Raw genomic sequence first — 25,758 nt, forward strand, 5'->3', positions numbered from 1 at the left:
AAATGAGAAGGAGGCCGTCTGAAAACACTTTTCAGACGGCCTCTTCGGTTTGTAGAAATTACTTTTCGTTTTGTTTGTACCACTCAATAAACGCATCCGGTTTCACAAAGCCCAGCAAGGCTTCGCTGCGGCTGCCGTCGGCACGGACGACAAACACTCCCGGCGGGCCGAACAAGCCGTATTCTTTCAACAACGCCTGATGGTCGGGCGTGTTGGCGGTAACGTCGATTTGGAAGAAACGATCCATATCCACCGCTTCATGCACCGAAGGCTGGTTGAGGGTGTAGGCCGCCATTTCTTTGCACGAAATACACCAGTCGGCATAAAAATCAAGCAATACCGGTTTTTGCGGGTTTTGTTCCAAAGCGGCCTGCATAGCGGCTTTCAACTCCGAAACATCGGTGTAAACATGGCCGTGTGCACTGCTTTCCCCTTCGGCGGCAGGCGGCGTAAGCGTGAGGAAGTGGTGCAGGGCGGTGGTTTGTTTGTTGGCGCTTTGGTAAGCAAACCATGATCCGCCGGCAAGCAGCACCACGCCTAAAACCAAGCTCGCGCTTTTCAGACGGCCTGGCTGTTTTCTGGAGCCGGCCAACAACAGTCCGGCGGGAATGATCAGCAGCAAAGTGTACAGGGTGATCACCAAAAGATAGGGCAGATAAGGCGTGGCCAGATAAACGGCAACGGCAAGCAGGATAAAGCCGAAAGCGTATTTGATGCCGTCCATCCAAGTGCCTGCGCGGGGCAGAATATGGCCGCCGAAGGTACCGATGGCAATCAGTGGAACGCCGGTGCCGAGCGCCAGCGTGTATAAAGCCAAGGCGCCCAATGCGGCATCACCGGTTTGGCCGATATAGCCAAGGGCAAAGGCCAGCGGCGGAGCCACGCAGGGGCCGACAATCAGGGCCGACAGCATGCCCATCACGAATACGGAAACGATTTTGCCGCCGCTTAATTTATTACTCTGGTTTTGGAAATAGCCTTGTACGGAAGCAGGCAGTTGGAGGGTAAACACGCCAAACATCGACAAAGCCAGCAACACCATCACGGCCGCCGCCGCCAGCACCACCCACGGTTGTTGCAGCCACACGGTAAGCAGCGCACCGGTTAAGCCCGCAACCACGCCGACCATGGTGTAAGTGAGCGCCAAGCCCTGCACGTAAACCATGGAAAGGGCGAAAGCACGGCCTTTGGACGCGTTTTTATCACCTACCACGATGCTCGATACGATCGGCAGCAGCGGATACATACAGGCGGTAAAGCTCAAGCCCAGCCCGGCGAGAAAAAACGCCAATAAATTGGCGTTTAGCGTATCCCATGAAAGTTTGAACCGACTGCTGTCCAAGCCTTTGGCGGGAGCGGGCGACGAACCCGATGCCGCCGGAGCGGATTGCAGGAAGCGGTCTTTGCCGTTTGCCGGTGCTTCGGCCTGAGGCTGGTAAAGCCCGTTGTGGGTAATGTCGAAAGTGGTTTCGGTGGGCGGATAGCATACACCGGCTTCGGCACAGCCTTGATATTGCAGCGTCAATTGGTATTTTTGCGGTTTTTTCGCATATGGCCAGTTGATTTGCGCGGCATGGTGGTACACGGTTTGTTTGCCGAAGAATTCATCTTCTTTTTCTTCGCCTTTACTGTATTGAGGCGCGGCCAGCAGGCCTGAGGGATTGGTGTCGGCAAGGATTTTCGCCTGATAGAGATAATAACCGTCGGCAATCGCAAACTGCACGTTGATCCCTTGGTCGGTTACGTTGACCTGCGGCATGAAGGCCTGCTCGGGCGGCAGCAGTTTGGAAGCGTCCACCGCATGTGCGCCGGTGAGGAAAACAAAAAAGGTAGTGAAGAAATAAAGTAGTTTTTTCATGGCATTGCTCGTTTCAGACGGCCTGAAAGTATGAATAGTTGAAGTAAGATAAAAAAACGAAATATCCGGCTGTCGGGGCGGGCGGTTTTGCAATCTATCAATCATGTTTCTAGACGGAAAGCGCAAAGTATTCTGACATGACGGGTTGTAAAGTTATGTTTTTATAAAGACCGTAAAATGAAGGAGAGGCCGTCTGAAAAAACGGATGCCATGTTTTTCAGACGGCCTTCCCACCCCCAATTTAAGGGTAGGAAATGTAAGCGTAGGCCGAATGGTTGTGAATGGATTCGAAATTTTCACTTTCCACTACAAAGCCGCACACGCGGCTGTCGGCGATGAGGCGGGTGGCGACATCACGCACTATGTCTTCCACGAATTTCGGATTTTCATACGCTTTTTCGGTAACGTATTTTTCGTCGGGGCGTTTGAGAAGGCCGTAGAGTTGGCAGGAAGCCTGAGATTCCACGCAATCGATCACTTCTTCGATGCCGACTTCGCTGCCGCAGGTGATGGTTACGGTAACGTGCGAGCGCTGGTTGTGCGCGCCGTATTGGGAAATTTCTTTGGAACACGGGCACAGGCTGGTTACCGGCACCAATACTTTCAGCGTGTGGCTGTATACGCCGTTTTTGATTTCGCCGGTGAGGGTAACTTCGTAATCCAACAGCGATTGGATGCCCGACACGGGGGCGGCTTTTTTGCGGAAGAATGGAAATGATACGCTGATTTTGCCCGAATGCGAATCGAGTAATGCCACCATCTCTTCGGTAAGCGTTTTCAAACGGTTGAAACACAAGGCTTCGGTTTGGCGTTCCATCAGCGCCACGAAACGCGACATGTGCGTGCCTTTTTGGTCGGCAGGCAGGAAAACGGTCATGGTCAGGCGGGCGACCGTGTTTTGCGAACCCTCGGCGGTGTTGAGCGTGATGGGGAAGCGTAAATCTTTTATGCCGACTTGGTTAATCGGCAGATTGCGTAAATCGGGGCTGGATTGCACGTCTGCAATGGCGTTCATGCGGCGGATTTCCTTAGAATAAAACGGGCGGATGCCCTATGTGTGTGCTGCGGTGTGAAAAAACAAGGCCGAAGCCAGTATCGGGCCGTCTGAAACCGGTTCCGTATTTTAAGACGGCCTGTTTTATCTTTATCGTTGCCAAACAAGGCTTGGTTGCTTTTTAGAAGCGGAATTATATCACTCGAAACCGCGGTCGGCATTGATTGTTTCTATTTTTTAGATAGTGATAAAATACTGTTTTATTTATCTAAAGGTCGAACGCTATGGAATTTGCCACCCAAACCATCCACTCCGCTTACGACTGCGACGAACACAACCGCGCCATCATGCCGCCGATTTATCAGAACAGCATGTTTGCCATGCACGAAATCGGTGAAAATGCGCCTTACAAATATTCGCGCCTCAACAACCCCACCCGCAAAGTATTGGAAGACACGGTTGCCGAGCTGGAAAACGGTACGGCGGGTTTTGCATTTGCCAGCGGTATGGCCGGTATCGATGCCGTGTGGCGCACGTTTTTACGCCCGGGCGACACCATCGTGGCGGTGGCCGATATCTACGGCGGGGCCTATGATTTGCTGATGGACGTATACGCGCATTGGGGTGTGAACGTGGTGTTTGCCGATTTGACCGATGCCGCCAATCTCGACGCTATTCTCGCCGGCGGAAAAGTGAAAATGCTGTGGCTGGAAACCCCTTCGAACCCGCTTCTGCGTTTGGTCGACATCAAAACGCTGGCCGCCAAAGCCAAAGCGGCGGGCGCATTGGTGGGGGTGGACAACACTTTTGCCACGCCGTATCTGCAAAACCCGCTCGATATGGGCTGCGACATCGTGTTCCATTCCGCTACCAAATACCTATGCGGCCATTCCGACGTGTTGATGGGGGTGGTGGCGGTAAAAGATGCGAAACTCGCCAAACCGTTGCGCAATATGATGACGAACACCGGAGCCGTGGCCGGTCCGATGGATTGCGCATTGGTGCTGCGGGGCATCAAAACGCTGGTGGTGCGGATGAAGCAGCATCTTGAAAACGCCGCCGAACTCGCCCGCCGCTTGGAAACGCATCCCGCCGTTGCCAAAGTGTTTTACCCGGGCTTGCCGTCGCATGAGCATCACGAATTGGCAAAATGGCAGATGCGCGGTTTCGGCGGCGTGGTATCGGTTTATCTGAAAAACGATACCCAAGCTGCGGCCAACAGCGTGATTAAAAACATGAAACTCGTCAAAATGGCTTCCAGTCTCGGCGGCGTGGAAAGTTTGGTGAACCACAGCTACTCCCAATCGCACAGCGGTATGCCGCCCGAATTGAAAGCAGGCTTGGGCATCAAAGAAGGTTTGTTGCGTTTTTCCGCCGGCATCGAAGACATCAACGATATTTGGAACGATATTTCCAATGCGTTGGATACCACGTTGTAATGCTGCCGCAAAAGGCCGTCTGAAAAGCTCCGGCCGTGCCAAACTTTATCCCGTCCGTTTTCAGACGGCCTTCCGAAGCAAGGTTTGAACCGAGAGGCCGTCTGAAAGCCGTTTGATAAAACTTTCCGCAAAGGGAACACCATGTTCACTCCGGCAAGCTGTGATTTATTCAACCGGCCGTTTTTCCAATTCGCACAACTCAAAAAATACCAGCCCGAAGCCATTCCCCAAATCAAAGCCGACTACAAAACCGCATGGCAGATTTGGCAGGACACTATTCTGCAAACGGCCGAAAAATTGGGCGAACCGTTCGCTCCGCCGCATATCGAACGCTGGTGCAACGGTTGGCAGGTGCGCGCCCACTTTTTCGCCTATTTCAAATACGCCGCCTATCAAGATTCGGCAGCCATTTTGTCGGTGCTGCTCAACCGCCGCCGGTTGACCGTGAGTTTGGATTGGCATTGCTACAAAGCGGGAAAATCGCCGATTACCCTTGCCCACTATAATCAATGGCCGGATGGGCTTGACCTTGAAACCTTCGGCGGTTTCGATGTTTGGCATGGAAGCGAGAGCGAGTACGCCGACTATCCGACCGTGGCGCGGCAGGCGGGGCAGGGGTTTGCCTTGCAGTCGGACGAAGATTTTTTCTGTATCGGCAAGCATATCGAACGGGACGATTTGGGAAAGGCGGACAGCGCGGAATGGATTGCGCAAACGATTAGGGCGTTGCAGCCGCTGTATGAGGCTTGCCATAAACCGTAAATAGTCAAAAGGCCGTCTGAAAACATTTTCAGACGGCCTTTTCAATCAGATTGAAATAGCCGGTTTGTCCACAGACGGAAGGCGGAATCCGATTGAAACGTTGCACCGCTTCCCGGGCGTTCGGTGCGGTTACGCGCCCGCCGCCGTCATGCCGCCGATCAGAACCGAACCGATTTTATTCGGCGAGCGTTTTAACGCATCGTCGGCAACGCCGATGATGTTCAGATACATATCCTGCAAACGTCCTGCAATGGTGATTTCTTGCACGGGATAGGCAATCACGCCGTTTTCCACCCAGAAGCCCGCCGCGCCGCGCGAATAATCGCCGGTAAGCGTATTGACCCCTTGCCCCATCAGTTCGGTAACGAGCAGGCCGGTGCCCATTTCTTTGAGCAAATCGGCTTGGGTGGTATGGGTGCTGCTCAAATACAGATTATGCGCACCGCCCGCGTTGGCAGTGGTTTGCATGCCGAGTTTGCGTGCGCTGTAACTGCTTAAAAAATAACCTTGCACGATGCCGTTTTCAATCACGAAGCGCGGTCGAGTAGCCACGCCTTCGCCGTCGAAATAAGTGCTGCCGAACGCGCGCGGAATATGCGGTTCTTCGCGCAGGTTGATGAAGGTTGGCAGAATTTGTTTGCCGAGGCTGTCGATGAGGAAGCTGCTTTGGCGGTAGAGTGCGCCGCCGCTCAAGCCGCCGATAAGGTGTCCGATCAAGCCGCCGGAAACGCCGGTGTCAAACAACACGGGATAGCTGCCGGTAGGGATGCTGCGGCCTCCCAAACGGCGCACGGTACGTTCGGCGGCGGTGCGGCCGATACTTTCGGGCGATTCCAAATCGAGATGGCGGCAAGAGGTGTCGTACCAATAATCGCGCTGCATGCCGTCTGAATCGGCGGCGACCACACTGCACGAAATGCTGTGGCGCGTGCCTTGCTGGTGGGCGGAAAAGCCGTGCGAATTGCCGTAAACATATTGGTAATGCCCGGTTTGTACGCCTGCGCCGTCGGAATTGGTGATGCGGTTGTCGGTATCCAGCGCGGCCTGTTCGCATTGCTTGGCAAGGGCGACGGCAGCCTCGGCGGATAAATCCCATTCGTGGTATTTGTCTAAATCGCCGATTTCACGAGCCATTAAATCGGCATCGGCTAAGCCCGCGCAATCGTCTTCGGCGGTGTATTTGGCAATATCGACGGCAGCCTGCACAGTGTCGCGCAAGGCTTGCGGCGAGAAGTCGGCGGTGCTGGCGCGGCCTTTGCGCCGGCCGACGTATACGGTGATATCGAGCGATTTGTCCTGCTGGTATTCGATTTGTTCGATTTCGTTCAGGCGCACATTAACGCTTTGGCCGAGCGATTCGCTCAAATCCGCTTCGGCGGCCGTGGCACCGCTTTGCTTGGCCAAGGCCAACACCTGATCGCAGAGTTGCAGGAGTTCGTTTTTACTGTGATTGAACATGATTTTTGTCGTCAATGAGGGTTGCACGGTATTTTAACTGCTTTCAGACGGCCTCGGTAAAAATATAGCGGCGGCAAAGACAAGGCGGGCGGCTGTGTTAAAATGCGGCAACCTGATAAAGAGACAAGAAAATGAGCAATAACGAACAAGAATGGGTAAGCAAAACCCAGATGAAAAAACAGATGGACAGCCTGCAAGATTTGGGCATGGAGCTGACCAAACTTTCTCCCGACACCTTAAAAAAAATCGGCTTGCCCGAAGATTTGCACGAAGCGGTACTGGCGTATAAAAAAATAACTTCCAACGGCGCTTTGAAACGGCAGGCGCAATACATCGGCCGTCTGATGCGCGATACCGACCCCGAGCCGATCGAACGCTACCTTGCCAAACTGCGTGGCGACAATGCCGCCCACAACGCCTTTTTGCAGCGGGTGGAACAAGCGCGCGACCGCCTGATAGCGGGCGACGATGCGCTCACGGCGTTTATTGCCGAATACCCGAATGCCGATGCGGGTAAATTGCGCACTTTAATCCGCAACACGCGCAAAGAGCAGGAGCTGAACAAACCGCCGAAAAATTTCCGCGCTTTGTTTCAAGAAATCAAAGCCGTGATGGACGGCGGCCATGCCGCCGCAGACGAAGGGGCGGAAGAAGAAACCTTCGAGTAACGGATATATCGGTGGACATGAGGCCGTCTGAACAGTGTTTCGGACGGCCTTTGCGCATTCATACGCATGGCGGTGGAAAATCCGCTAAAATATCACGCTTTACTTTTTCAGACGGCCTCGAGTTATGTTGGTATTGGGAATCGAATCTTCTTGCGACGAAACCGGTGTGGCGCTTTACGACACCGAACGCGGTTTGCTGGCGCATCAGTTGCACACGCAAATGGCGATGCACGCCGAATACGGCGGTGTGGTGCCGGAGCTGGCGAGCCGCGACCATATCCGCAGGCTGGTGCCGCTGACGCAGGGTTGTTTGGAAGAGGCAGGGGCAGGGTATGCCGATATTGATGCGGTGGCGTTCACGCAAGGCCCGGGATTGGGCGGCGCGCTGCTGGCCGGTTCCAGCTATGCCAATGCTTTGGCTTTTGCGCTCGGCAAGCCCGTGATTCCCGTCCACCATCTTGAGGGGCATCTGCTCTCGCCGCTGCTGGCCGATGAAAAACCCGAGTTTCCTTTTGTGGCTTTGCTGGTGTCGGGCGGGCATTCGCAGTTTATGGCGGTGCGCGGCATCGGCGATTACACGCTTTTGGGCGAAAGCGTGGACGATGCCGCCGGAGAAGCGTTTGATAAAACCGCCAAACTGCTCGGCCTGCCGTATCCGGGTGGTGCCAAGCTCTCCCAACTTGCCAAACTCGGTTCGCCCGACGCATTCGGTTTCCCGCGCCCGATGCTGCATTCCGACGATTTGCAGATGAGCTTTTCCGGCCTGAAAACCGCCGTGCTGACTGCCGTGCAGAAAGTGCGGGCGGAGAACGACGGCGAAATTCCCGAACAAACCCGCAACGATATCTGCCGTGCGTTTCAAGATGCAGTGGTGGACGTGTTGGCGGCCAAAGCGCACAAGGCTCTGCTGGATACCGGTTTCCGCACTTTGGTGGTGGCCGGAGGCGTGGGGGCGAACTGGAAACTGCGCGAAACCTTAGGCCGTCTGAAAATACAGCCACCTTACGTCAAAGGCCGCCCGAAACCGCCCGCTGAAGCCGTAAAGGTTTACTTCCCGCCGATGGAGTATTGCACCGACAACGGCGCGATGATTGCTTTTGCCGGCGCGATGCGTTTGCAGCAGGCGCAACCTTCGGGCGGATTTAATGTGAAACCGCGCTGGCCGTTGACGGATATTGTGAAACAGCCTTCCCAATAACCCTTCCTTCCCACCGCAAAGCCCATGTCGAAACGCATACATACCCATTACGACAATCTCAAAGTTGCGCAGGACGCACCGATAGAAGTCATCCGCGCGGCTTACCGTTCGCTTTGCAAAAAATACCATCCCGACCAAAACCGAGATAACCCCGCCGCACACCGTATCATGAGCCTGATTAACCGCTCGTATGCGGTATTGTCCGACCCCGAACAGCGGCGTGCGCACGATGAATGGATTGCCGCGCAACAGCAAGGCTGCGGGTCGGAGATGCCGTTAAGCTCGCCCATGCCCGCACAAGCGGAGCCGATGCCGTCTGAAAACTTATTGCGGCAGCGCCGTTTCTGGCTGGGGCTGGCGTTTTTCGTTTTCTTGCTGGGCGGCCTGTTTTGGCTGGCGCAGCAACAACGCGAAGCCGCTGCCGATATGCCGCCGCGTGCGGTTGCCGCTTCCGAGCATTATCCCGAATTCGCCCAATATCTCGACGGCTATCCCGTGCTGGCGGAGCGGGGCAACGGTATGGTGAAAATCGATAACCGCCGCAACCGTTCGGCGGTGTTCGTGCAGATTTATCCGGCCAAAGGCGATACCGCCATCCGCACCGTTTATATTCCCGCCCATGCCGATTTCACCGCTTTCAAGCTCGGCGCGGGAGCTTACCGTATCCGTTACCGTCAGTTGGCCAACGACACGTGGGAGGCGGCCGAATTCACTTTGGCCAGCGAACAGGCCCGTGCCGATGTGGTATTGAAAAACGCCCCGCCGGACGGATTGTAGAGGCCGTCTGAAAAGTATGGAGGAAGAAAATGTCCAAATGGAATGAGCGTTATCAAACCGAAGAATATATTTTCGGCACCGAACCCAACGAATTTATCGCCCGCATCCGCCCCTTTCTGCCTGAGAGCGGCAGGGCGTTGGATTTGGCTACCGGCGAAGGGCGCAACGGTGTTTTCCTCGCCCGGCATGGTTTGGATGCCGAAGGGGTGGACATGTCGGCGGTGGGCTTGGAAAAAGCGCAAAAGCTGGCGGAAGCCAAAGGCGTGCGCTTTGCCACCCGTTTGGAAAACATTGCCGAAATGCAGATGCCGTCTGAACATTATGCCGTGATCACTTCGGTGTTCTGCCACTTCGCCGAACCGGAACGTACCCGCGTAATGCAGCGCATTATCGGCGCATTGCAAAGCGGCGGTTTGTTTGCCGGCGTGTTTTATCATCCCGACCAGATCGGCTACGGCACCGGCGGCCCTAGTGATCCCGCCATGCTCGGCACGCTGGAAGAAATGCAAAATGCGTTAAAAGGTTTGGAATGGCTGATTGCCGAGCATAGTTTGCGCGAAATGAACGAAGGCAGCCGCCATCGGGGAACCAGTTCGGTAATTTGTTTGTTGGGGCGCAAACGCTAGAAAGCGTTGGAATACGGTTGCGGTAATACCGGTTGGGTTTTACCGCCGCATGTGAAAGAGGCCGTCTGAAAGACTTTAAACAAATCTTTCAGACGGCCTCTCGCCTTATGCATGATATCAGCGGCGGATTTCTACAAACGAGTTGGTACGCAACTCTTGCAGCAGGCCGGCAGTGGCCTGTTCGATTTTTTGCTGTGCAATATATTGGCGCACGGCTTCGCGTTGACGCTCTTCGGGAGAGCCGGCATCGCGCACTTCGTTGAGTTTGATAACGTGCCAGCCGAACTGGGTGCGCACGGGGCGGCTTACTTGACCCGGTTTTAGGGCTTTTACGGCACTTTCAAATTCGGGAACCATATAGCCTTCGCCAAACCAGCCCAAATCGCCTCCGGCCGCGGCGCTGCCGTCTTGCGAGAATTGGCGTGCAAGGGCGGCAAAATCGTGGCCGCTGCGTGCCTGATTGTGGATTTTACGGATGCTGCTTTCCGCCGCTGCCGCCGCATTGCTGCTTTCGGCTTTCAGCAAAATATGCTGGGCGCGGTATTGGCGCATCGGTCTGCCTTCGGGCAGCGAGAGGCCTTGTTGTTTGGCTTGTGCGATCAGGTTGTCGATTTCCGCATCGCTTACGCGGCTGTTTTGCATAATCGCCTGCTGCTGTACTTTTTGGGCAATGATGCTGTCGGCAACACTGCGGCGCACGGCAGCTTTGCCGATACCGATTTTGGCTGATTGGGCATACAGGCCGTCGATAGTGGTTTTGCGCGATTGGGCGATACGGGCGAGGGCTTCGTCGATTTCGGCATCGCCGGCGCTGATGTTGCGCCGTTTGCCCGCCTGTACGATCAGCGATTGGTCGATAAGCTGTCGCAACACCTGCTGGCGCAGTTCTTGATCGCTGATTTGGCTGCCTTTGGGCAGGTTGCGCCGCGCTTCGGCCATGCCTTGGCGTACATCGCGGTGGGTAATCGCTTCCGTACCGGCAACAGCGGCAATACCGTCGACCAATTTGATGTCGGATGCTTGAACGGTTTGCAGGGTGAGGCCGAGCGCGGCGGCGAGAATCAGGGATTTGCAGTTCATTGTTTGACTACCTCGTTGGTTTTGCTGTAGCCGGGAATGGCTAAACGCAGTTTTTCAAAAGGATTGTTGCCGATATTGCTCAAATCTTTCAGTTGCAGGTTGAAAAATACGGCGTTTTTCTTACTGTTCAGGCCGGTAACGTAACGCTGGCCGACCACGCTGGCACTCCAGCAGCCGCAGCCGCTTTTGTATTCGACGCCGGCGAGTATTTCCAGCGGCTTTTTAACATTGATTTCATAGTTGTAGCGGGCAACGCCATACAGGTTTTTCGTAAGCGGCCACTGGGCGGCAAGGTCTATCTGGCTGAGTTTGTCGTAAAAATATTCGCCGTTTTTCTGCAGGTAGATTTTTTCGTTGCGCCCGTATTTATAGCGCGCGCTCAATACTTTGCCCGGCTCGGGGTTGTAACGCAGGCCGGTGGAGAAACTTTCGGTGCGTTTCAGGTTTTCGTTGTAATGCACGTCGGTGTCCACGCTCACGCTGTCGCTGACTTTTCCATTGGCAAACGCCACCCAATCGGAACGGTTGCGGGTGTAGCGGCCCACGCTTCCGTCGAGCAATACGTTATCGTTTTTCAAGTAGAACTTCTGGCCGATACCGGCGCGGAATAGTTCGGCACCGTTGTTCGGGTTGAGAAAACGGGTTTGTACCGCGGTGGAAACGCTGTTGGCGGAGTTGATGCGGTCGTTGCCGGAATACAGGTTTTCACGGAAAAGCTGGCTGTAGTTGAAGCTGTTTTCCGAAGAGTCGAAATTGGGCAGGTCGTTTTGCGACTTGGTGGGGATGTAGTTGTAAAACAGGCGCGGTTCGAGGGTTTGGACGTAATTGTTGCCGAAGAGCGAGGCTTTGCGCTCGAAAGTCAGGCCGCCGTCGACATTGAAAACCGGCAATGTGCGGCTGAGTGTGCGTGCGTCTTTATTTTTAAATTTATCCAAATCGTAATAGGTGGCATGCACGCCGATTTTGGGGCGCAGATAGCCCCAAGCATTGTGCAAATCCCATTTGACGCTCGGATACAGCACCACGCGGCTGCCGGCTTGCTTTCTGTCGTGGTCGAAGCGGGTGAACTGGCTGAATACGTTGACTTGCGCACCGCCTATGCTTTTCTGCCAGCGGGCGGAAAAGCGCGGCAACAGGGCGTAAGGTTCGTCTTTGTAGCCGTCGGCATTGGCAAGGGTTTGGTATTTTTGGGCGGTGAAATAGCCGTCAAAGAAGCCGTCCAACAAACGGGAATGGTATTTCAGCCATGCTTGGCGGTTGAGGTTGACGTTGCGGGCGATGTCGTCGCGGTTGTAGAAATCGCGGTAATAGTCGTTGTCGGATACTTGGTGGAAGTCTATGCCGCCGCTGAGACGGTCGGTAAATTGGTGGCGGTGTTCCCATTGGGCGCGGTAGCGGTTGTTGTGTTCGCTCCGTTTGTCGTCGGGCATCCAAGTGCCTTCGACTTTTCCTGAAAATTTAGGCTCGAGATAACGGAACTGCCCGCCTAATTGAACGCCGCGGTTGCTGATAAAGCCGGGCGTAACGGTTGCATCATAATTCGGCGCAAGGTTGAGGTAATAGGGCAGAGCCATTTCTAGGCCGTCTGAACCGATAGAAAGCGCCGGTACCAACAAGCCGCTTTTGCGGTTGCCGTTGATGGGGAAGTCGGCCCACGGCGTATATAAAACCGGTACTCCACCGAAAACCAGCGATGCATGTTTGGCCACGCCGATGCCGCTGTTTTGGTCTGCTTCGATGCTTTTTGCCTGAATATACCAACTTGCGTCGCCGCGCTCGCAGGTGTTGAATTTGGTGTTGGTGAGTTTGTAGCGGCCGTTGGCCTGCATTTCGGCCGTTTCGCTCACGCTTTGCAAACGGCGGCCTTCATGTTCGGCTTCCAAGCGGGCATTGTGCGAAATGCCGGTGCCTGCGGCTAAGTTGTATTCGACCGTGCTGCCGCTGACGGTGGAGCCGTTTTGATATAGCGTGAACGTATCGCCTGCCCGCACGACTTCGAGGCTTTGGTCGTAGTCTACCCATTGTGCGTTGAGTATTTGGTCGTTGCGTTCGATGATCACATCGCCTTCGGCACGCACTTTGATATTGGTTTGGCCTTCGAGTCGGTCGGCAGTAATGCGGGTATAGTCTGCGGGCAGGGCTTCGCCGCTGCTGCGTTTGATGTCGGGTACGGCATGTGCCGCCGCTTCGTTACGCAGTTTTTCCGGCGAGCATTTCAGGCATGTGCTGCCGAGCGGCAAATCGTCGGCAGCCTGCGCCGTCGCTGCTGCGCCGAAGCCTACTCCCAAGGCCAATACCAGCGGTTTTAATGAAAATAAACGAGCCAAAGTCTCACCTTAAATCGGTTTTGCCAGTTAGAATAGCGGATATTTTAACCTGAAAAAATGAAAAACGACCATGCAACGACAAACCGAATTGAAAAATTGGCTGGAAACGGTTTATCCCGCCCAGTCTTTCGAATTAAGCTTTGCCGCAGCCGATGCCGATTTCCGGCGGTATTTCCGCGCCGCTTTTTCAGACGGCCGCACCGTAATCTGTATGGATGCCCCGCCTGAGAAAATGAGTGTCGCACCTTACCTGAAAGTGCAAAAATTATTTGACATGATAAACGTACCACAGGTTCTGCATGTAGACGAAGCTCAAGGTTTTATGGTGTTAAACGATTTGGGCAACACCACTTTCCTGACCGCCATGCAGCAAGAAAACGGAGAAACTGCACATAAAGCCTTGTTACTCGAAGCGATTGACGAGCTGATTACTTTGCAGAAACACAGTAAAAAAGACATATTGCCCGAATACGACAGAGAAGTTATGTTGCGCGAAATCAATCTTTTTCCGGAATGGTTTGTCGCCAAAGAATTGGGTAAGAACTTGAATTTCAAACAGCGCCAACTGTGGCAGCAAACCGTCGATACCCTGTTGCCGCCTCTGTTGGCGCAGCCGCAAGTGTATGTGCACCGTGATTTTATCGTCCGCAATCTGATGCTGGAAAAAGGCCGCCCGGGAGTGTTGGATTTTCAAGATGCGCTTTACGGCCCAATTTCTTACGATTTGGTGTCGCTGCTGCGCGATGCTTTTATCGAATGGGAAGAAGAATTCGTGCTGGATTTGGTTATCCGCTATTGGGAAAAGGCCCGTGCCGCCGAATTGCCCGTGCCGAAAAATTTTGATGAGTTTTACCGTTGGTTCGAATGGATGGGAGTACAGCGCCATCTTAAAGTGGCCGGTATTTTTGCACGATTGTATTACCGCGACGGCAAAGATAAATACCGCCCCGAGATTCCGCGGTTCCTCAATTATCTGCGGCGGGCATCGCGCCGTTACAATGATTTGGCTCCGCTATATGCATTGTTGGTCGAATTGGTTGGCGATGACGAATTGGAAACCGGATTTACGTTTTAACTTGGGAATGAACGGATGAGGCCGTCTGAAAAAGCCGCTCAGCTTTTCAGACGGCCTTCTGTTTCAGCCGGATAGCATAACAATACCCGTATGGTTTAAAATCTTGCTTATTTTTCCAGCAGATTGCCTATCATGCCGACCCAATCCTACCACCTCACCTTCTCCCGCTTCAGCCCCAAACTCTCCGTCGTCTCCTTTACCGCCACCGAAGCCCTCAACAGCACCTACCGCCTAGACATCGAACTCACCTCCAGCGATGCCGACCTGCCGCTGTCGTCGTATATCAACCAAACCGCCGTCTTTACCGTGACCCCGGTCAGCTCCGATGTGTTGGGATTAATCGAAGGCATGCTCGCCCCCGATGCGTTGAAAAGCTGGCACGGCATCATCACCCGTTGCGAGCGGCTGGACACTTCCGCCGACGAAACCCGTTACCGTTTGATGTTAGAGCCGCGTTTAGCGGCTCTAACACATTTTACCGCCTCCCGTTTGTTTCAAAACCAATCCGTGCCCGACATCATCGCCGCGGTGTTGAAGCACCACCGCTTTGCCGGTGTCGATTTCCGCTTTAATACTTCGCGCGAATACAGTGTGCGCGAATATGTAACCCAGTATCAGGAAAGCGACTTCGCCTTCATCAACCGGCTGTGCGAGGAGGAAGGCATCTGGTACGCCTTCGAACAACATGAGGAGTATGGCGATGTGGCGGTATTCGGCGACGATGCCGGCCATTATTGCCGCGGCAGCAGTCTGCCGTATCCCTACCGGCCGCAGGCGGGATTGGAGAGTGTCGGTGCCGAAGCCTTCCATACCTTCAACACCGTCCACAACCCGATTCTCGAATCCGTCCGCGTCGGCGACTACAACTACCGTGCTGCCGACAGCGACCTATGGTCCGAAGCCACGGCAAAGAGTGCCGACGGCGACAACAGCGTCTTACTCGGCCGCGACAGCCGTTGGGGGTTGCATCACAAGACTCCCGAGGAAGCGCAACTTCAGACGGCGTTACTGCAACAGCTCGACCACTGCCGCCGTCTCGTCGCCTCCGGCAGCGGCAACGTGACCGCCGTCAGTCAGGGACGGGTGTTACAGACGGCCCCGTCTGTGGCCGAAGCCGATCACGGTTGGCTGATCGTGTCGGCCCAGCATCACGGCGGCCGCAGCGACAGCTACCGTAACAGCTTTACCGCCATTCCCGCCGATAAGGTGTTCCGTCCCGAACGGATTACCCCGCTGCCGAAGATTCAGGGCAGCCTACCCGCCAGAATCACCAGTCCCGGCAACTACACCTATGCCTATCTCGACAATATGGGCCGTTACCGCGTCAAACTGCCGTTCGACCTCGACGAGTGGAGCCCGGGCGGAGAAAGCCGTCCCATCCGCTTGGCCAAACCGTATGCCGGCCCCGCCTACGGCCAACACTTCCCGCTCCACGAAGGCACCGAAGTGATGTTGTCGTTCGTGCAGGGTAATCCCGACCGGCCGTATATCTCGGGAGTGATGCACGACAGTTCCCACCCCGACCACGTCCCTGCCGATTGGAACACCCGCAACGTTATCCGCACTTGGGCCAACAACAAACTGCGGATGGAAGACAAACAGGGACAGGAACACATCAAACTGGCGACCGAATACGGCAAGAGCCAACTCAACCTCGGCCATATCGTCGACGGGCAACGACAAAAACGCGGCGACAACGGTGAAGGCTTTGAGTTGCGTACCGACAGTTGGGGTGCATTGCGGGCGGGTAAGGGTTTGTTGATTTCTTCAGACGGCCAAAGCGGTGCACAGGGAACGGTATTAAACCGCGACCAAGCCATTGCCAATTTGGAACAGGCATTGTCATTGGCAAAGAGTTTGAACAAAGCCGCCCATACTGCTAAGGCGGAAGGAACCTTAACCGAAGAGCAGGAAGGCCGTCTGAAAAACTGTATTAAAGACTTATACCAACAAGTGATTTTACTGTCGGCCCCCGACGGTATCGCCACCGCCACCCCGCAAAGCCAGCTGCACACCGCCGGCCAACACCTCCACCATATCAGCGGCGGCGACACCGACATCAGCGCCGGCCAAAACTTCACCGCCCATGCGGTCGGGAGCGTCAACCTGTTTGCGCAGAGCAACGGGGCGAAACTGCAGGCCAATCAGGGCAAGGTGGAGATACAGGCACAGAACGATGAAATGCAGATTAATGCCCTCAAAGATGCCGTCTTAACCAGCAGTGCGGGGAAAGTGGTTATCGCATCCAAAGAAGAAATCGTACTGACTTCGGGCGGAGCGTATATCCGGATTAAGGACGGCGAGATTGAGTTGGGATGCCCGAAAGTGGTGCGGGTGAAGGCGGCGGCTTGGGAGGTTACGGGGCCGAGTAGTTTTAACAATGCCGATTTACCACTATTTGATACAAGTCGGCTGTATGATTTACGGTATCATTTTGTGGATGATGAAGGGATTCCTTATAAAAATACAGAATACGTAGCTTACCTAAATGATTATAAAGTTGTTCATGGAAAAACAGACTCTGATGGATTTACTCAAATTTTTTATTCAGATAAACCGGATCAAGTCAAAATACATTTAATACAACATTCTGAAAACAATGAAGATAGAAGGTAATCTAAGTATGAAAAATGATAGTGAAATGGTTACGTTCAATATTTATGCAAAAGTTCGAACAAATGTTAATACTAAAGATTTATTTTATGACATTAAAGTGCATGATAATAAAGGATCAGCTATTTTAAATTTACGAGGACAATCATTAAAATCAGATGGCATGATTGGCATACATAAAACCAAAGCCATTCCAAGAGGTGCTGCAAATAAATTTTTAAAAGAAGTGATGTTATACAAAAAAGTGGGAGGGAGCTTGATCCCTGTTTTAAAGAATTCACATATTATCCCTTTTCATTTAACTGAATTCGAAAGTGAAAAAATTAACCCCAAATTATTGGAAGCAACTATAGATTATTTCGAATCAAAAGGAAAAATGGATAAAGAAAAAGTCTCTCAAGTACAAATTACGAGAAAACGATATAGATATATTCAAGTAAGAGAAGATTTTAAGATGAAAACTGGCGTTTCAAGCTCATTTCAAGCAGTTGAAAACGTTGGAATTCGAGGAGGATTTCATATAATTGGAAATATAGAAATTACAAATAATAAATTATTAGTATTTGCACAAGGGCATTCTAATGCAGGACACCCTTTAGCAGGAGATGGTAAATTAGAATTTTTAGTTAATGCAACAGTATATATAAATAAAAAACGATTGCATTCTCAACAACTAGAATGGAATCCTCATGGTTATTGGAAATCTAGCGACAGCATATACACAATAATAGGGGAGGCAATTTTTGATTTACCTGAACCTCAACGCGGTCAAGAAACCCTATTAAAATTAGAGGCGATGTATCAAGTAGTCCGAGATGCTGGATCCGGTTCCTTTGTATCAAATAAGATTACAAAAACATTATCTTTTCACACAGAGTTAAAATGAAACAAATTCTTATAGCCTTTTATTTCATACCACTTCTCATTAGCTGCTCTGATAATGCAGCACACTCTAAACAAACCAATTTTTTAGAAAACAATAATAACCCTATAGTTACCAACAGTAGCAATGAAAAATTTAATGCACAAGTTGAAGAGTGGAATAGAATATTTTTAGAACAGGACGAATCGTTGCAAGGCAATAAAAGAAAAAAGGAAATGCTCCATAATATAAATACTTTTTTGCTTGAAGAGCCAAATAATTTCCAAGCCCTTTCAGTTAGGATGAGAATGTTTTTAAATTTAAAACATTACCCGGATGCTTTACAGGATTTGCAAAAGATTAATCAGTTAAAAAAAGATGGTATCTTGAAGTTTAGTGAGTGTATCTTAAATGAAAAGTTAGGTACTCTTGATATGCCATGCTACCAATCTGCAATAAACATATATTCAGCTAATATAGTTAAACCAGAATCAGATCTTAATTATTTGTTGATGCTTTATATGAAAAGCCCTGAAGAAGCACGAACAAAACTGGAAAATTTAGAAAATAAAGAAAAAGATCCTATCTTTAAAGAGCACATTAATGAAATCTTAAACTCTAATAGAAAAGATATTGTGAATAATTTTTTTGAAAATTGAACTTATTTTTCAGCCAGCTTTTTAGAATCGGTCAAATCTGGCAGATCATGGTCGGACGAGAGGGGGACGGTGGCGGCAAGCACTCTGCCGATCAGTGGCCTGCGTCCGGCTTCGTTTACACCGGCAGTCAGGATCAATGGAGTATTATCCATGGTTTATTTTTCAGACGGCCTGAGATCAGGCTAATAGGTTCATACTGAAAAGATAGGCTCACCAAATCACCTGCTGAAGCAAGCTGCGGCAAGAGATGTGAAAGTCCGGTTATTAATTTGGTATACACAACCGGGAAACCAAGCACAAGAAAATGTTTCCGGTCGAGTAGCAGCCGTTACAGGTATGGTAAGGGTAAAGCGTGGTAATAAAACCGCGACAGAATATGCTCCCAAATGGTTTCATGATGTATTTTTCGGTAAGCAACCCAATATTAAAGTGGTTTTTCGCGATATTAACGACCAAGGCAGCTTATGGAATAGTGAAGACAGCAGGACAAGAGGGGAAAGCTCTACTTTGAGTTATCCTACTGATCATCAAAAATCATTTATGGTCGATTACGGTTTTGAAAATGCACACGGTTACGTGATGGGGCACAACAGTCTGACGGCTTATTGGGATACTGTACAGATGCTGCATGATACCGACTTACGCGAATACAACTACGAAAAAGGTTATCGAAACGGTCCTTTCCATGATTTTTCGCTACGGGTAGAAGGGCCGTGCTTAATCGATTTAAACCATAATTTCTGCGAGTCATGGGATGACAATTGCAATAGATATGTGAGCAGCAAAGGCGATAAAATCACTCAAGCACGCGAAAAATTAAGCAGTGCGATGAAAGCCCCTAAAGGAAGTGCGGGCGGGCAAATTGTCCGCACCCGCCCCGACAAACAAGTGAACGGCCGCAAGGAAAAAGAAATTCGCCGCGCCTATATGCAGATTGCAGCCAATCCGCACCGTTATATTCTGATTGTTAACCAATATTTCCAATATGCCCGATGGGTTAGAGAGATCAAACGGCATTTTTCGGCTGCCAAGCAACAGGGGGGCGAAGCGGCAGATTTACATTTTCGCCTTTACTCCAGAACCTGAGAAAGAAGGCATGATGTTCCGCACCCACCAGATGGCTAATGAGCTCGGTGTGAGCAATCAAGTAGGCAAGGGGGACAGCGAATTTTACAGCCTCCAACCAGACGGTACTTATGTGTTAACGAAAAAAGGCAAAGCCGAAGGGGCGGCTGCCAAACAAACTCGAAAAGAATTGCAAGCCATAGGCATAGAAACGGTATTCTGCAACCTGAAAACACAAGTAACCGGCAAAAAACCGAAAGACATCTATATTCATGCCAAGCTCACCGTGATTGACGACGATTTCTTCACCCTCGGTTCGGCCAATCTGAATATCCGCAGCATGGCGGTAGACTCGGAACTGAACATCCTCAGCGACGACGATGCCACAGCCGTGCATTTCCGCCGCACTCTGTTGCAGCGGTACAGCGGTGGAGAAATTCCGCAGCCCAAGCAATACGGCGATATGAAAGAATTTTTCCAAAGATTCCAAGAAGTAGCCTTGAAGAATCAACACAAAATGAAAGAACAGAAAAGAATCACCGGCCATGCTGTGCCGTTTGCCGACGAGCGCAGTGCCGCCAGTATCAGGGTGCCCTGAATGAAACCGATATTCTGCACATTATTGTTTATCGCAGGCTTGACCGCCTGTCGACAGGAGCCGACCATGCACGACGACTACACCCGCCTACATCCCAATCCTCCGGCCTTCAGCCCCGAACGCACCGAATACCGCTGCACTGAATGGAGCCCGCCGACCGCTCCCGATGCCGAATCGCAACGCTGGTATAAGGCCGCCACCCTGCTGCATGCCAAAGAATGGCGCAGAACACCCGAAGAGATACAGAATATGGTTATTCTGTATGAAGCCGCCGCTACGCGCGGGCATTACCGTGCCATCAACAACCTGTATCTGCTTTACACCAATGTACAGGGTTCGACAGGGAGCTTTTACGATCCCTTGCAGCTGCGCGCACGCCGCCTGCTGCACTACGGTTTGGAGCAAAACTGGGCAATGGCCTATTACTGGCTTTCGGATGCTTTGGCAGAAGGCAATGCTGGCTATCCCCATAACGAAAAACTCAGCTTGGCCTACCTGCAAAAAGCAGTAGATTTGGGCGTGCCTTTGGCTCAATATGAGCTCGGTCGCATTTACGGCAACCGTTTCGATAAAGTCTCTATTGAGAAATTATTGTTGGGCTGCGCTTCACAACAACGTTTTTCTGCTGCTATGAATGAATTATCTAGTTATAAAGCAATTAATGGTCAACTGGCCGAATCCTTGGAACTGATGCATGGTGCGGTTATGCAGGGTGGTTTAGGAGGGAAGAGCTCTGCTTTGAGATTGGAAGTCGTCTATGCTGGAAGTAAGCAATTTATGGAAGAATTTGCGGCCACTCCGCCCGACCCCGCAAGGGAAGCAGCCTACCGTGAGCTGAAAGTTGCCATAGACGGCACCAGCACCGAAAGCGGCAATATCTTCTACACTTTCCCCCGACTGAACGAAGTGCTGCCGCTACCGCCGGGCAAGGTGAAATGGCAGGGCATTTATTCGGCGATGAGCGAAGAAGATGCCGCGTTTTACCAAAATCCGCCCGATACGGCGGCAATGGCGGCGGATATTCTGAAGCGTGGCATTGTGAGCAAAGAAGCCGTGTATTGGCCACCGCGTCCTGAAGAGCAATATACCGGAGAAGATGAAGATAACGGATAAATAGATAAACCGCTTGCACAGTTAAGAGGCCGTCTGAAAAAGTATTTCCAACTTTTCAGATGGCCTCTTAGAGTAAAAAGTGAATGATTAATCATAAGGAAAATATCATGAGAAAACGGTTGGTATTCCTGTGCCCCTTGTTGATATTGCTGTTTTCGGGTTGCACACAAGTGGAAGAAGAAAAACGGCAGGCGGGTGTTGATGTTGCGATACGCAGCGTCAATTACAACGCCGATAGAGGTGTCTTATTCTCTTTATATGACACTTCTGCAGCAGCAAATGGTGCGATTCAAGCCCAACCTCTTAATCCGTTGTCGTTGGAGGGCTATTATCCGGTCGGGGGAGACAATTTGCTGGCATTATCCGGCGGTGGAATAAACTGCTGTGCCCGTTTGCCGGAGCAGTGGCGGCCGGGATTGAAATATACGGTGTTGTGGAAAGCGGAATCGGGGCAGATCAACGACCCGAAGGTATACCGCTATATGGCGGAGTTGCCGCGCTATGAGCGGCCTGAAGATCTGACGGTGGCATTTTATCCGGAGCATCGTGCCGAGTTTGTGATCGGTTCGGCGATGCCGGGCGAAGCGGGCTGGCGGGGGAAAGAGCCAAGTGATCCGTTAACGGCATGTATGGCGAAACATGAGAAGAAGTTTTGTTATATGTATTTGCCGCATTATGAGAATTTAGCAGATAGGCAGGCGGAGTCATGGCGAGTCCAATGCCGAGAAAAACTTGCTTTAAAAAAAGCGGAAATTAATACAGAAGAAAAAAAACAAGAATTTATTTTATTTTTACAAAATCAAATTCAACAAGCAAAAATAGAAAAAAATTCTAAGTGGTTAAGAGAGATGGAATTTGAGATTAAGAGGGAAAACCGCCCAAATAGGATAGGTAAAAGTTATTGTGAGTTATGGTTAATGGATTGTCGAGAAGATTATGACAGAATAGATAGTTATGACCCTGTTTCTAATAAGAAAATGTGTGATATTAATTGGCGTTCGCCTGAATTTGGGGAGTAGCAATGGCAAAATTTGCTGATAGATGTAAAGAAAATTCTTTTGATTTTTCTGAGAATGAAAAGAGAGCTATTGATAGGTTTCGTAAAATCCTTCAACATCCAAAAACCAACGCTAAAGGTCAAGCCTGCCCGACTTGTTCGAATTATCTGCACGTGGGTATTTTTCGATGGTACCAACAATAACAAATATTTCGATACTGCCAGTTATTCACACAGCAATGTTGCACGTTTGTATGATGTGTTTCCCGGTGAAGGGGTTAAGACGCGGAGCGGCACCTAAATGCATGCGGTAAAAGTATTTAAAGAATCGCTGGGTATAGAAGAGAACAAGATAAGGGGAAGAAAGAAAAATTATGTGCACTCTACCAAATATGGCGAGAATACCAAGTTAGTGGGAGAAAAGTCTTGGTTATTTTCCCACGATTGGGCGGAAAGGGAAAAATACAGCCAATGGCAGCAAGGCATTAAAGCGATATGGGAAAGCAGGGAGATACAGGATGTATTGTCGGGAAATAGTGCGATAACGGTTCTTTTTGATGACTATGTGCATGATTCCCGTGCTTGGTTCAGAGTGGAGCCGCCGGAATCATGGGGGTTTCTGAGATGGCGGTATATTATTTCCAAAGGGCGCAAGTAGCGGATATCGTATCATGAGGCCGTCTGAAAACAAGGTTTCAGACGGCCTCATGCTGCACGGTGTTGTTTAAAGTCTGCTTGACTGCCCATCTGAATCTGGCAATATGCGCTCTGCTATAAGAAGCTGAACGGAAATTTTTATGAATCTACTCGGTGCGCTGGCGAAAGTCGGCAGTTTGACCATGCTTTCGCGTATTCTCGGTTTTGTGCGCGATACGATTATTGCACGGGCGTTCGGTGCGGGAATGGCAACGGACGCGTTTTTTGTGGCGTTCAAGCTGCCCAATCTGCTACGGCGGATTTTTGCAGAGGGGGCGTTTGCTCAGGCGTTTGTGCCGATTTTGGCGGAGTATAAGCAAACCCGTTCGGAAGAGGCGACACGTGAGTTTGTGCGTCATGTGGCGGGGATGCTGTCGTTTATTTTGGTCATTGTAACGGCGGTCGGCATTTTGGCTGCTCCGTGGGTAATTTATGTATCTGCGCCGGGGTTTGCGAGAAATGCGGATAAGTTTGCGCTGTCGGTTAAACTGCTGAAGGTTACGTTTCCCTATATCCTGCTGATTTCGCTTTCTTCTTTTGTGGGCAGTATTTTGAATACTTACCATAAATTCAGTATTCCGGCGTTCACGCCTACTTTTCTGAATGTTTCGTTTATTGTTTTTGCGCTGTTTTTCGTGCCGTATTTCGATCCGCCGGTAATGGCTTTGGCATGGGCGGTGTTTGTGGGCGGTTTGTTGCAGTTGGGTTTCCAGTTGCCGTGGTTGGCGAAGCTGGGTTTTTTGAAGCTGCCTAAACTGGATTTTAAGGATGCGGCGGTAAACCGTGTGATGAAGCAGATGGCTCCTGCGATTCTGGGGGTGAGTGTGGCGCAGATTTCGTTGGTGATTAATACGATTTTTGCGTCGTTCCTGCAATCGGGCAGTGTGTCGTGGATGTATTATGCCGACCGTTTGATGGAGCTGCCTACCGGAGTGCTCGGCGTGGCGCTGGGCACGATTTTGCTGCCTACTTTGTCGAAATATGCGGCGAGTGATAATCCACAGGAATTTTCTGCATTGCTCGATTGGGGCCTGCGCCTGTGCATGCTGTTGGCCATGCCTGCTGCGGTGGGGCTGGCGGTGTTGTCGTTTCCGCTGGTGGCTACGTTGTTTATGTATAAAGAGTTTACTTTGAACGATGCGGTGATGACGCAGAATGCGTTGATTGCGTATTCGTTCGGTTTAATCGGGCTGATTATGATTAAGGTGTTGGCACCGGGGTTTTATGCACGCCAAAATATTAAAACGCCTGTGAAAATCGCTGTTTTCACGCTGGTATGTACGCAGTTGATGAACTTGGCGTTTATCGGCCCGTTGAAACATGTGGGGCTGGCGTTGGCGATTGGTTTGGGGGCATGTTTGAATGCCGGTTTACTGTATGTGTTGCTGAGGAAGCAGGATATTTACCGCCCGGGTGCGGGGTGGCCGGTGTTTTTGGCAAAACTTTTTGCTGCGCTCGCAGTAATGGGCGGCGGTTTGTGGGCGGTGCAGGCGTATCTGCCACTGCAATGGGTAGAGGCTGCCGGCTGGTATAAGGCGGTGCAGTTGTTGGGATTGGTGCTGTTTGGAGCTACGCTGTATTTTGCTGCGCTGGCAGTGCTGGGATTCCGTCCACGGGATTTTAAACGTTCGGAAGGGCGCGAGTAACTTACGGTGATTGGCAGAGAGGCCGTCTGAAAACTCGTTTTTCAGACGGCCTCTTGCTTTATGGCGGATAAACTTATTTTTGATACAAGGCGGCAAGCCGCAGACAGGGCAAGCAGTACGGAACCGATGCTGTTGCCGCTTTGGCAGTTTGCAAAATCGTCCTCTTCGAGCTAAGGCGCGGTTACGCCGTAGAAGTTGTAAGTTTATTCTATAGGTACTTGATTTCAGACGGCCTGTTACCATATTGCAGACAACTTGATTATGCTTGAAAGAAAACCATGACACCGAATATTCCTGCGGCAGCCGCTTCCCACAATGATTGCCGTACCCGTTTTATTTTCGACGATATGCCTGTGCGCGGCCTGCATGTGCGCCTTGAGCAGGTGTGGCAGCACATTGTCCGTCAGAAGCATTATCCGGCAGCCATCCGCCGGGCATTGGGCGAACTTCTGGCCGCCGGTTCGTTGTTGTCGAGCAATTTGAAAATTGACGGCACGCTGACTATTCAAGTGCAGGGGCAAGGCCGTCTGAAAATGCTGGTGGTAGAGGCTACGTCCGAACAGACTTGCCGTGCGACCGCCCGTTGGGACGAGCAGTCTGCCATCGACGATAACGAGAGTTTGCGCGATTTGTTGGGCGAGAATGGCGTGTTTGTCATTACGTTACAGCCGCAAGACGGTGATCCGTGGCAGGGTGTGGTGCCGCTGGAAGGCGACAGTATTGCGCAAATGTTGATAAATTACATGAAACGTTCGGAGCAGCTCGATACTCATATTTCGCTGGCTGCTTCCGACGAAGTTTGCGGCGGCTTGCTGGTTCAGCGCCTGCCGGAGCAGGAAATTGATACTGAATCGTGGGAGCATGTGGTTACGCTGGCGCAAACGGTAACGGCGGAAGAGTTGACTACGCTGGATGCGCATCATCTGTTATACCGTTTGTTCCACGAAACGCCGCCCCGCGTGTTCGAGCCTGAAAGCATTGAATTTGCTTGTACTTGTTCGCGCGGTAAAGTGAGCGACATGTTGCTGATGTTGGGCGGGCAGGAAGTCGGTTCGGTGGTGGCGGAGCAGGGCAGTGTGGAAATCGACTGCGATTTCTGCAACGCCCAGTATGTGTTTGATGAAACCGATGTTAATGCACTGTTCGGGATGGATGTTGTGAGCGCCGTGCGCGAAGAGAATCTTAGAGTGCAATAATGTTTAAGATTTAAGCTGAAATGGAACAGGCCGTCTGAAATATTGTTTCAG

The 25,758-nt window shown here is 51.4% G+C and carries 23 protein-coding genes; 17 read left to right on the forward strand and 6 right to left on the reverse strand.

From position 1 onward, the window contains the following. Positions 1–58: 58 nt before the first annotated feature. Both dsbD and folE2 read right to left on the reverse strand, forming a co-directional pair. Entirely contained in the window at positions 59–1,858 is a 1,800-nt protein-coding gene (gene dsbD, locus Q0X97_RS06880; protein WP_302067208.1) for a protein-disulfide reductase DsbD, read from the reverse strand. A 241-nt stretch (positions 1,859–2,099) separates the two neighbouring features. Beyond that, positions 2,100–2,873 (reverse strand): GTP cyclohydrolase FolE2, encoded by a 774-nt coding sequence (gene folE2, locus Q0X97_RS06885; RefSeq protein WP_302067207.1) that lies wholly within the window; start codon positions 2,871–2,873, stop codon positions 2,100–2,102. 263 nt (positions 2,874–3,136) lie between these two features. Here folE2 and Q0X97_RS06890 point away from each other — a divergent pair, with 263 nt between their 5' ends. Continuing rightward, the gene (locus Q0X97_RS06890) at positions 3,137–4,291 is read left to right on the forward strand and encodes a PLP-dependent aspartate aminotransferase family protein (protein WP_302067206.1); all 1,155 of its coding nucleotides are present in this window, start codon (positions 3,137–3,139) and stop codon (positions 4,289–4,291) included. A 141-nt stretch (positions 4,292–4,432) separates the two neighbouring features. Beyond that, complete coding sequence (locus tag Q0X97_RS06895; protein ID WP_302067205.1) at positions 4,433–5,053, forward strand: HI_0552 family protein; 621 nt, start codon at positions 4,433–4,435, stop codon at positions 5,051–5,053. Positions 5,054–5,182: 129 nt separating this feature from the next. On the opposite strand, the gene pmbA is transcribed toward Q0X97_RS06895, so the two are convergent. After that, on the reverse strand, positions 5,183–6,514 hold the full coding sequence (gene pmbA, locus Q0X97_RS06900; RefSeq protein ID WP_302067267.1) for a metalloprotease PmbA: 1,332 nt from the start codon (positions 6,512–6,514) through the stop codon (positions 5,183–5,185). A 128-nt stretch (positions 6,515–6,642) separates the two neighbouring features. Between pmbA and yjgA the strand changes: the two genes are divergently transcribed. The 4 genes from yjgA (at position 6,643) to Q0X97_RS06920 (ending at position 9,780) form a co-directional block, all read left to right on the forward strand. Beyond that, positions 6,643–7,179 carry a ribosome biogenesis factor YjgA gene (gene yjgA / locus Q0X97_RS06905; RefSeq protein WP_302067204.1) on the forward strand — a complete coding sequence of 179 codons (537 nt, stop codon included), beginning with the start codon at positions 6,643–6,645 and terminating at the stop codon, positions 7,177–7,179. A 124-nt stretch (positions 7,180–7,303) separates the two neighbouring features. Beyond that, complete coding sequence (tsaD, locus tag Q0X97_RS06910; protein WP_302067203.1) at positions 7,304–8,377, forward strand: tRNA (adenosine(37)-N6)-threonylcarbamoyltransferase complex transferase subunit TsaD; 1,074 nt, start codon at positions 7,304–7,306, stop codon at positions 8,375–8,377. A 24-nt stretch (positions 8,378–8,401) separates the two neighbouring features. After that, positions 8,402–9,154, forward strand: coding sequence for a J domain-containing protein (locus tag Q0X97_RS06915; protein WP_302067202.1), 753 nt, complete (start codon positions 8,402–8,404; stop codon positions 9,152–9,154). A gap of 29 nt (positions 9,155–9,183) precedes the next feature. Then, positions 9,184–9,780, forward strand: coding sequence for a bifunctional 2-polyprenyl-6-hydroxyphenol methylase/3-demethylubiquinol 3-O-methyltransferase UbiG (locus tag Q0X97_RS06920; protein WP_302067201.1), 597 nt, complete (start codon positions 9,184–9,186; stop codon positions 9,778–9,780). Between the two features lie 117 nt (positions 9,781–9,897). Here Q0X97_RS06920 and Q0X97_RS06925 read toward each other — a convergent pair whose 3' ends face one another. Both Q0X97_RS06925 and Q0X97_RS06930 read right to left on the reverse strand, forming a co-directional pair. Next, complete coding sequence (locus tag Q0X97_RS06925; RefSeq protein WP_302067200.1) at positions 9,898–10,860, reverse strand: peptidylprolyl isomerase; 963 nt, start codon at positions 10,858–10,860, stop codon at positions 9,898–9,900. Then, complete coding sequence (locus tag Q0X97_RS06930) at positions 10,857–13,187, reverse strand: LPS-assembly protein LptD (protein WP_302067199.1); 2,331 nt, start codon at positions 13,185–13,187, stop codon at positions 10,857–10,859. The genes Q0X97_RS06925 and Q0X97_RS06930 overlap by 4 nt, the downstream gene beginning before the upstream one ends. A 70-nt stretch (positions 13,188–13,257) precedes the next feature. Here Q0X97_RS06930 and amgK point away from each other — a divergent pair, with 70 nt between their 5' ends. The 4 genes from amgK to Q0X97_RS06950 all read left to right on the forward strand — a co-directional run bounded on the left by amgK (position 13,258) and on the right by Q0X97_RS06950 (position 18,396). After that, positions 13,258–14,262: an N-acetylmuramate/N-acetylglucosamine kinase AmgK gene (gene amgK, locus Q0X97_RS06935; RefSeq protein WP_302067198.1), complete on the forward strand. Its 1,005-nt coding sequence runs from the start codon at positions 13,258–13,260 to the stop codon at positions 14,260–14,262. Positions 14,263–14,394: 132 nt separating this feature from the next. Continuing rightward, positions 14,395–16,878: a type VI secretion system Vgr family protein gene (locus Q0X97_RS06940; protein ID WP_302067698.1), complete on the forward strand. Its 2,484-nt coding sequence runs from the start codon at positions 14,395–14,397 to the stop codon at positions 16,876–16,878. Between the two features lie 7 nt (positions 16,879–16,885). Then, a complete protein-coding gene (locus tag Q0X97_RS06945) occupies positions 16,886–17,761 on the forward strand; it encodes a hypothetical protein (RefSeq protein ID WP_302067017.1) in 876 nt (291 codons plus the stop codon). Further along, entirely contained in the window at positions 17,758–18,396 is a 639-nt protein-coding gene (locus Q0X97_RS06950; RefSeq protein ID WP_302067018.1) for a hypothetical protein, read from the forward strand. Before Q0X97_RS06945 ends, Q0X97_RS06950 begins: the two co-directional genes overlap by 4 nt. Positions 18,397–18,398: 2 nt before the next feature. Here Q0X97_RS06950 and Q0X97_RS06955 read toward each other — a convergent pair whose 3' ends face one another. Next, on the reverse strand, positions 18,399–18,548 hold the full coding sequence (locus Q0X97_RS06955; RefSeq protein ID WP_302067107.1) for a hypothetical protein: 150 nt from the start codon (positions 18,546–18,548) through the stop codon (positions 18,399–18,401). Positions 18,549–18,732: 184 nt separating this feature from the next. On the opposite strand from Q0X97_RS06955, the gene Q0X97_RS06960 reads away from it, so the two are divergent. The 7 genes from Q0X97_RS06960 to hslO all read left to right on the forward strand — a co-directional run bounded on the left by Q0X97_RS06960 (position 18,733) and on the right by hslO (position 25,707). Further along, a complete protein-coding gene (locus Q0X97_RS06960) occupies positions 18,733–19,482 on the forward strand; it encodes a phosphatidylserine/phosphatidylglycerophosphate/cardiolipin synthase family protein (protein WP_302067019.1) in 750 nt (249 codons plus the stop codon). A 10-nt stretch (positions 19,483–19,492) separates the two neighbouring features. Then, positions 19,493–20,059, forward strand: a complete 567-nt coding sequence (locus Q0X97_RS06965) for a phospholipase D-like domain-containing protein (protein ID WP_302067020.1) — start codon at positions 19,493–19,495, stop codon at positions 20,057–20,059. Next, positions 20,060–21,172, forward strand: coding sequence for a sel1 repeat family protein (locus Q0X97_RS06970; RefSeq protein ID WP_302067021.1), 1,113 nt, complete (start codon positions 20,060–20,062; stop codon positions 21,170–21,172). A gap of 107 nt (positions 21,173–21,279) precedes the next feature. Beyond that, positions 21,280–22,191 (forward strand): DUF3304 domain-containing protein, encoded by a 912-nt coding sequence (locus Q0X97_RS06975; RefSeq protein ID WP_302067022.1) that lies wholly within the window; start codon positions 21,280–21,282, stop codon positions 22,189–22,191. 354 nt (positions 22,192–22,545) lie between these two features. Further along, entirely contained in the window at positions 22,546–22,827 is a 282-nt protein-coding gene (locus Q0X97_RS06980) for a hypothetical protein (protein WP_302067023.1), read from the forward strand. Positions 22,828–22,966: 139 nt separating this feature from the next. Continuing rightward, complete coding sequence (murJ, locus tag Q0X97_RS06985) at positions 22,967–24,511, forward strand: murein biosynthesis integral membrane protein MurJ (RefSeq protein WP_302067024.1); 1,545 nt, start codon at positions 22,967–22,969, stop codon at positions 24,509–24,511. A gap of 278 nt (positions 24,512–24,789) precedes the next feature. Beyond that, complete coding sequence (gene hslO / locus Q0X97_RS06990; protein ID WP_302067025.1) at positions 24,790–25,707, forward strand: Hsp33 family molecular chaperone HslO; 918 nt, start codon at positions 24,790–24,792, stop codon at positions 25,705–25,707. Positions 25,708–25,758 lie beyond the last annotated feature (51 nt).

The sequence above is a fragment of the Neisseria sp. MVDL19-042950 genome (assembly GCF_030504625.1).
In the GTDB taxonomy this organism is placed as follows: domain Bacteria; phylum Pseudomonadota; class Gammaproteobacteria; order Burkholderiales; family Neisseriaceae; genus Neisseria.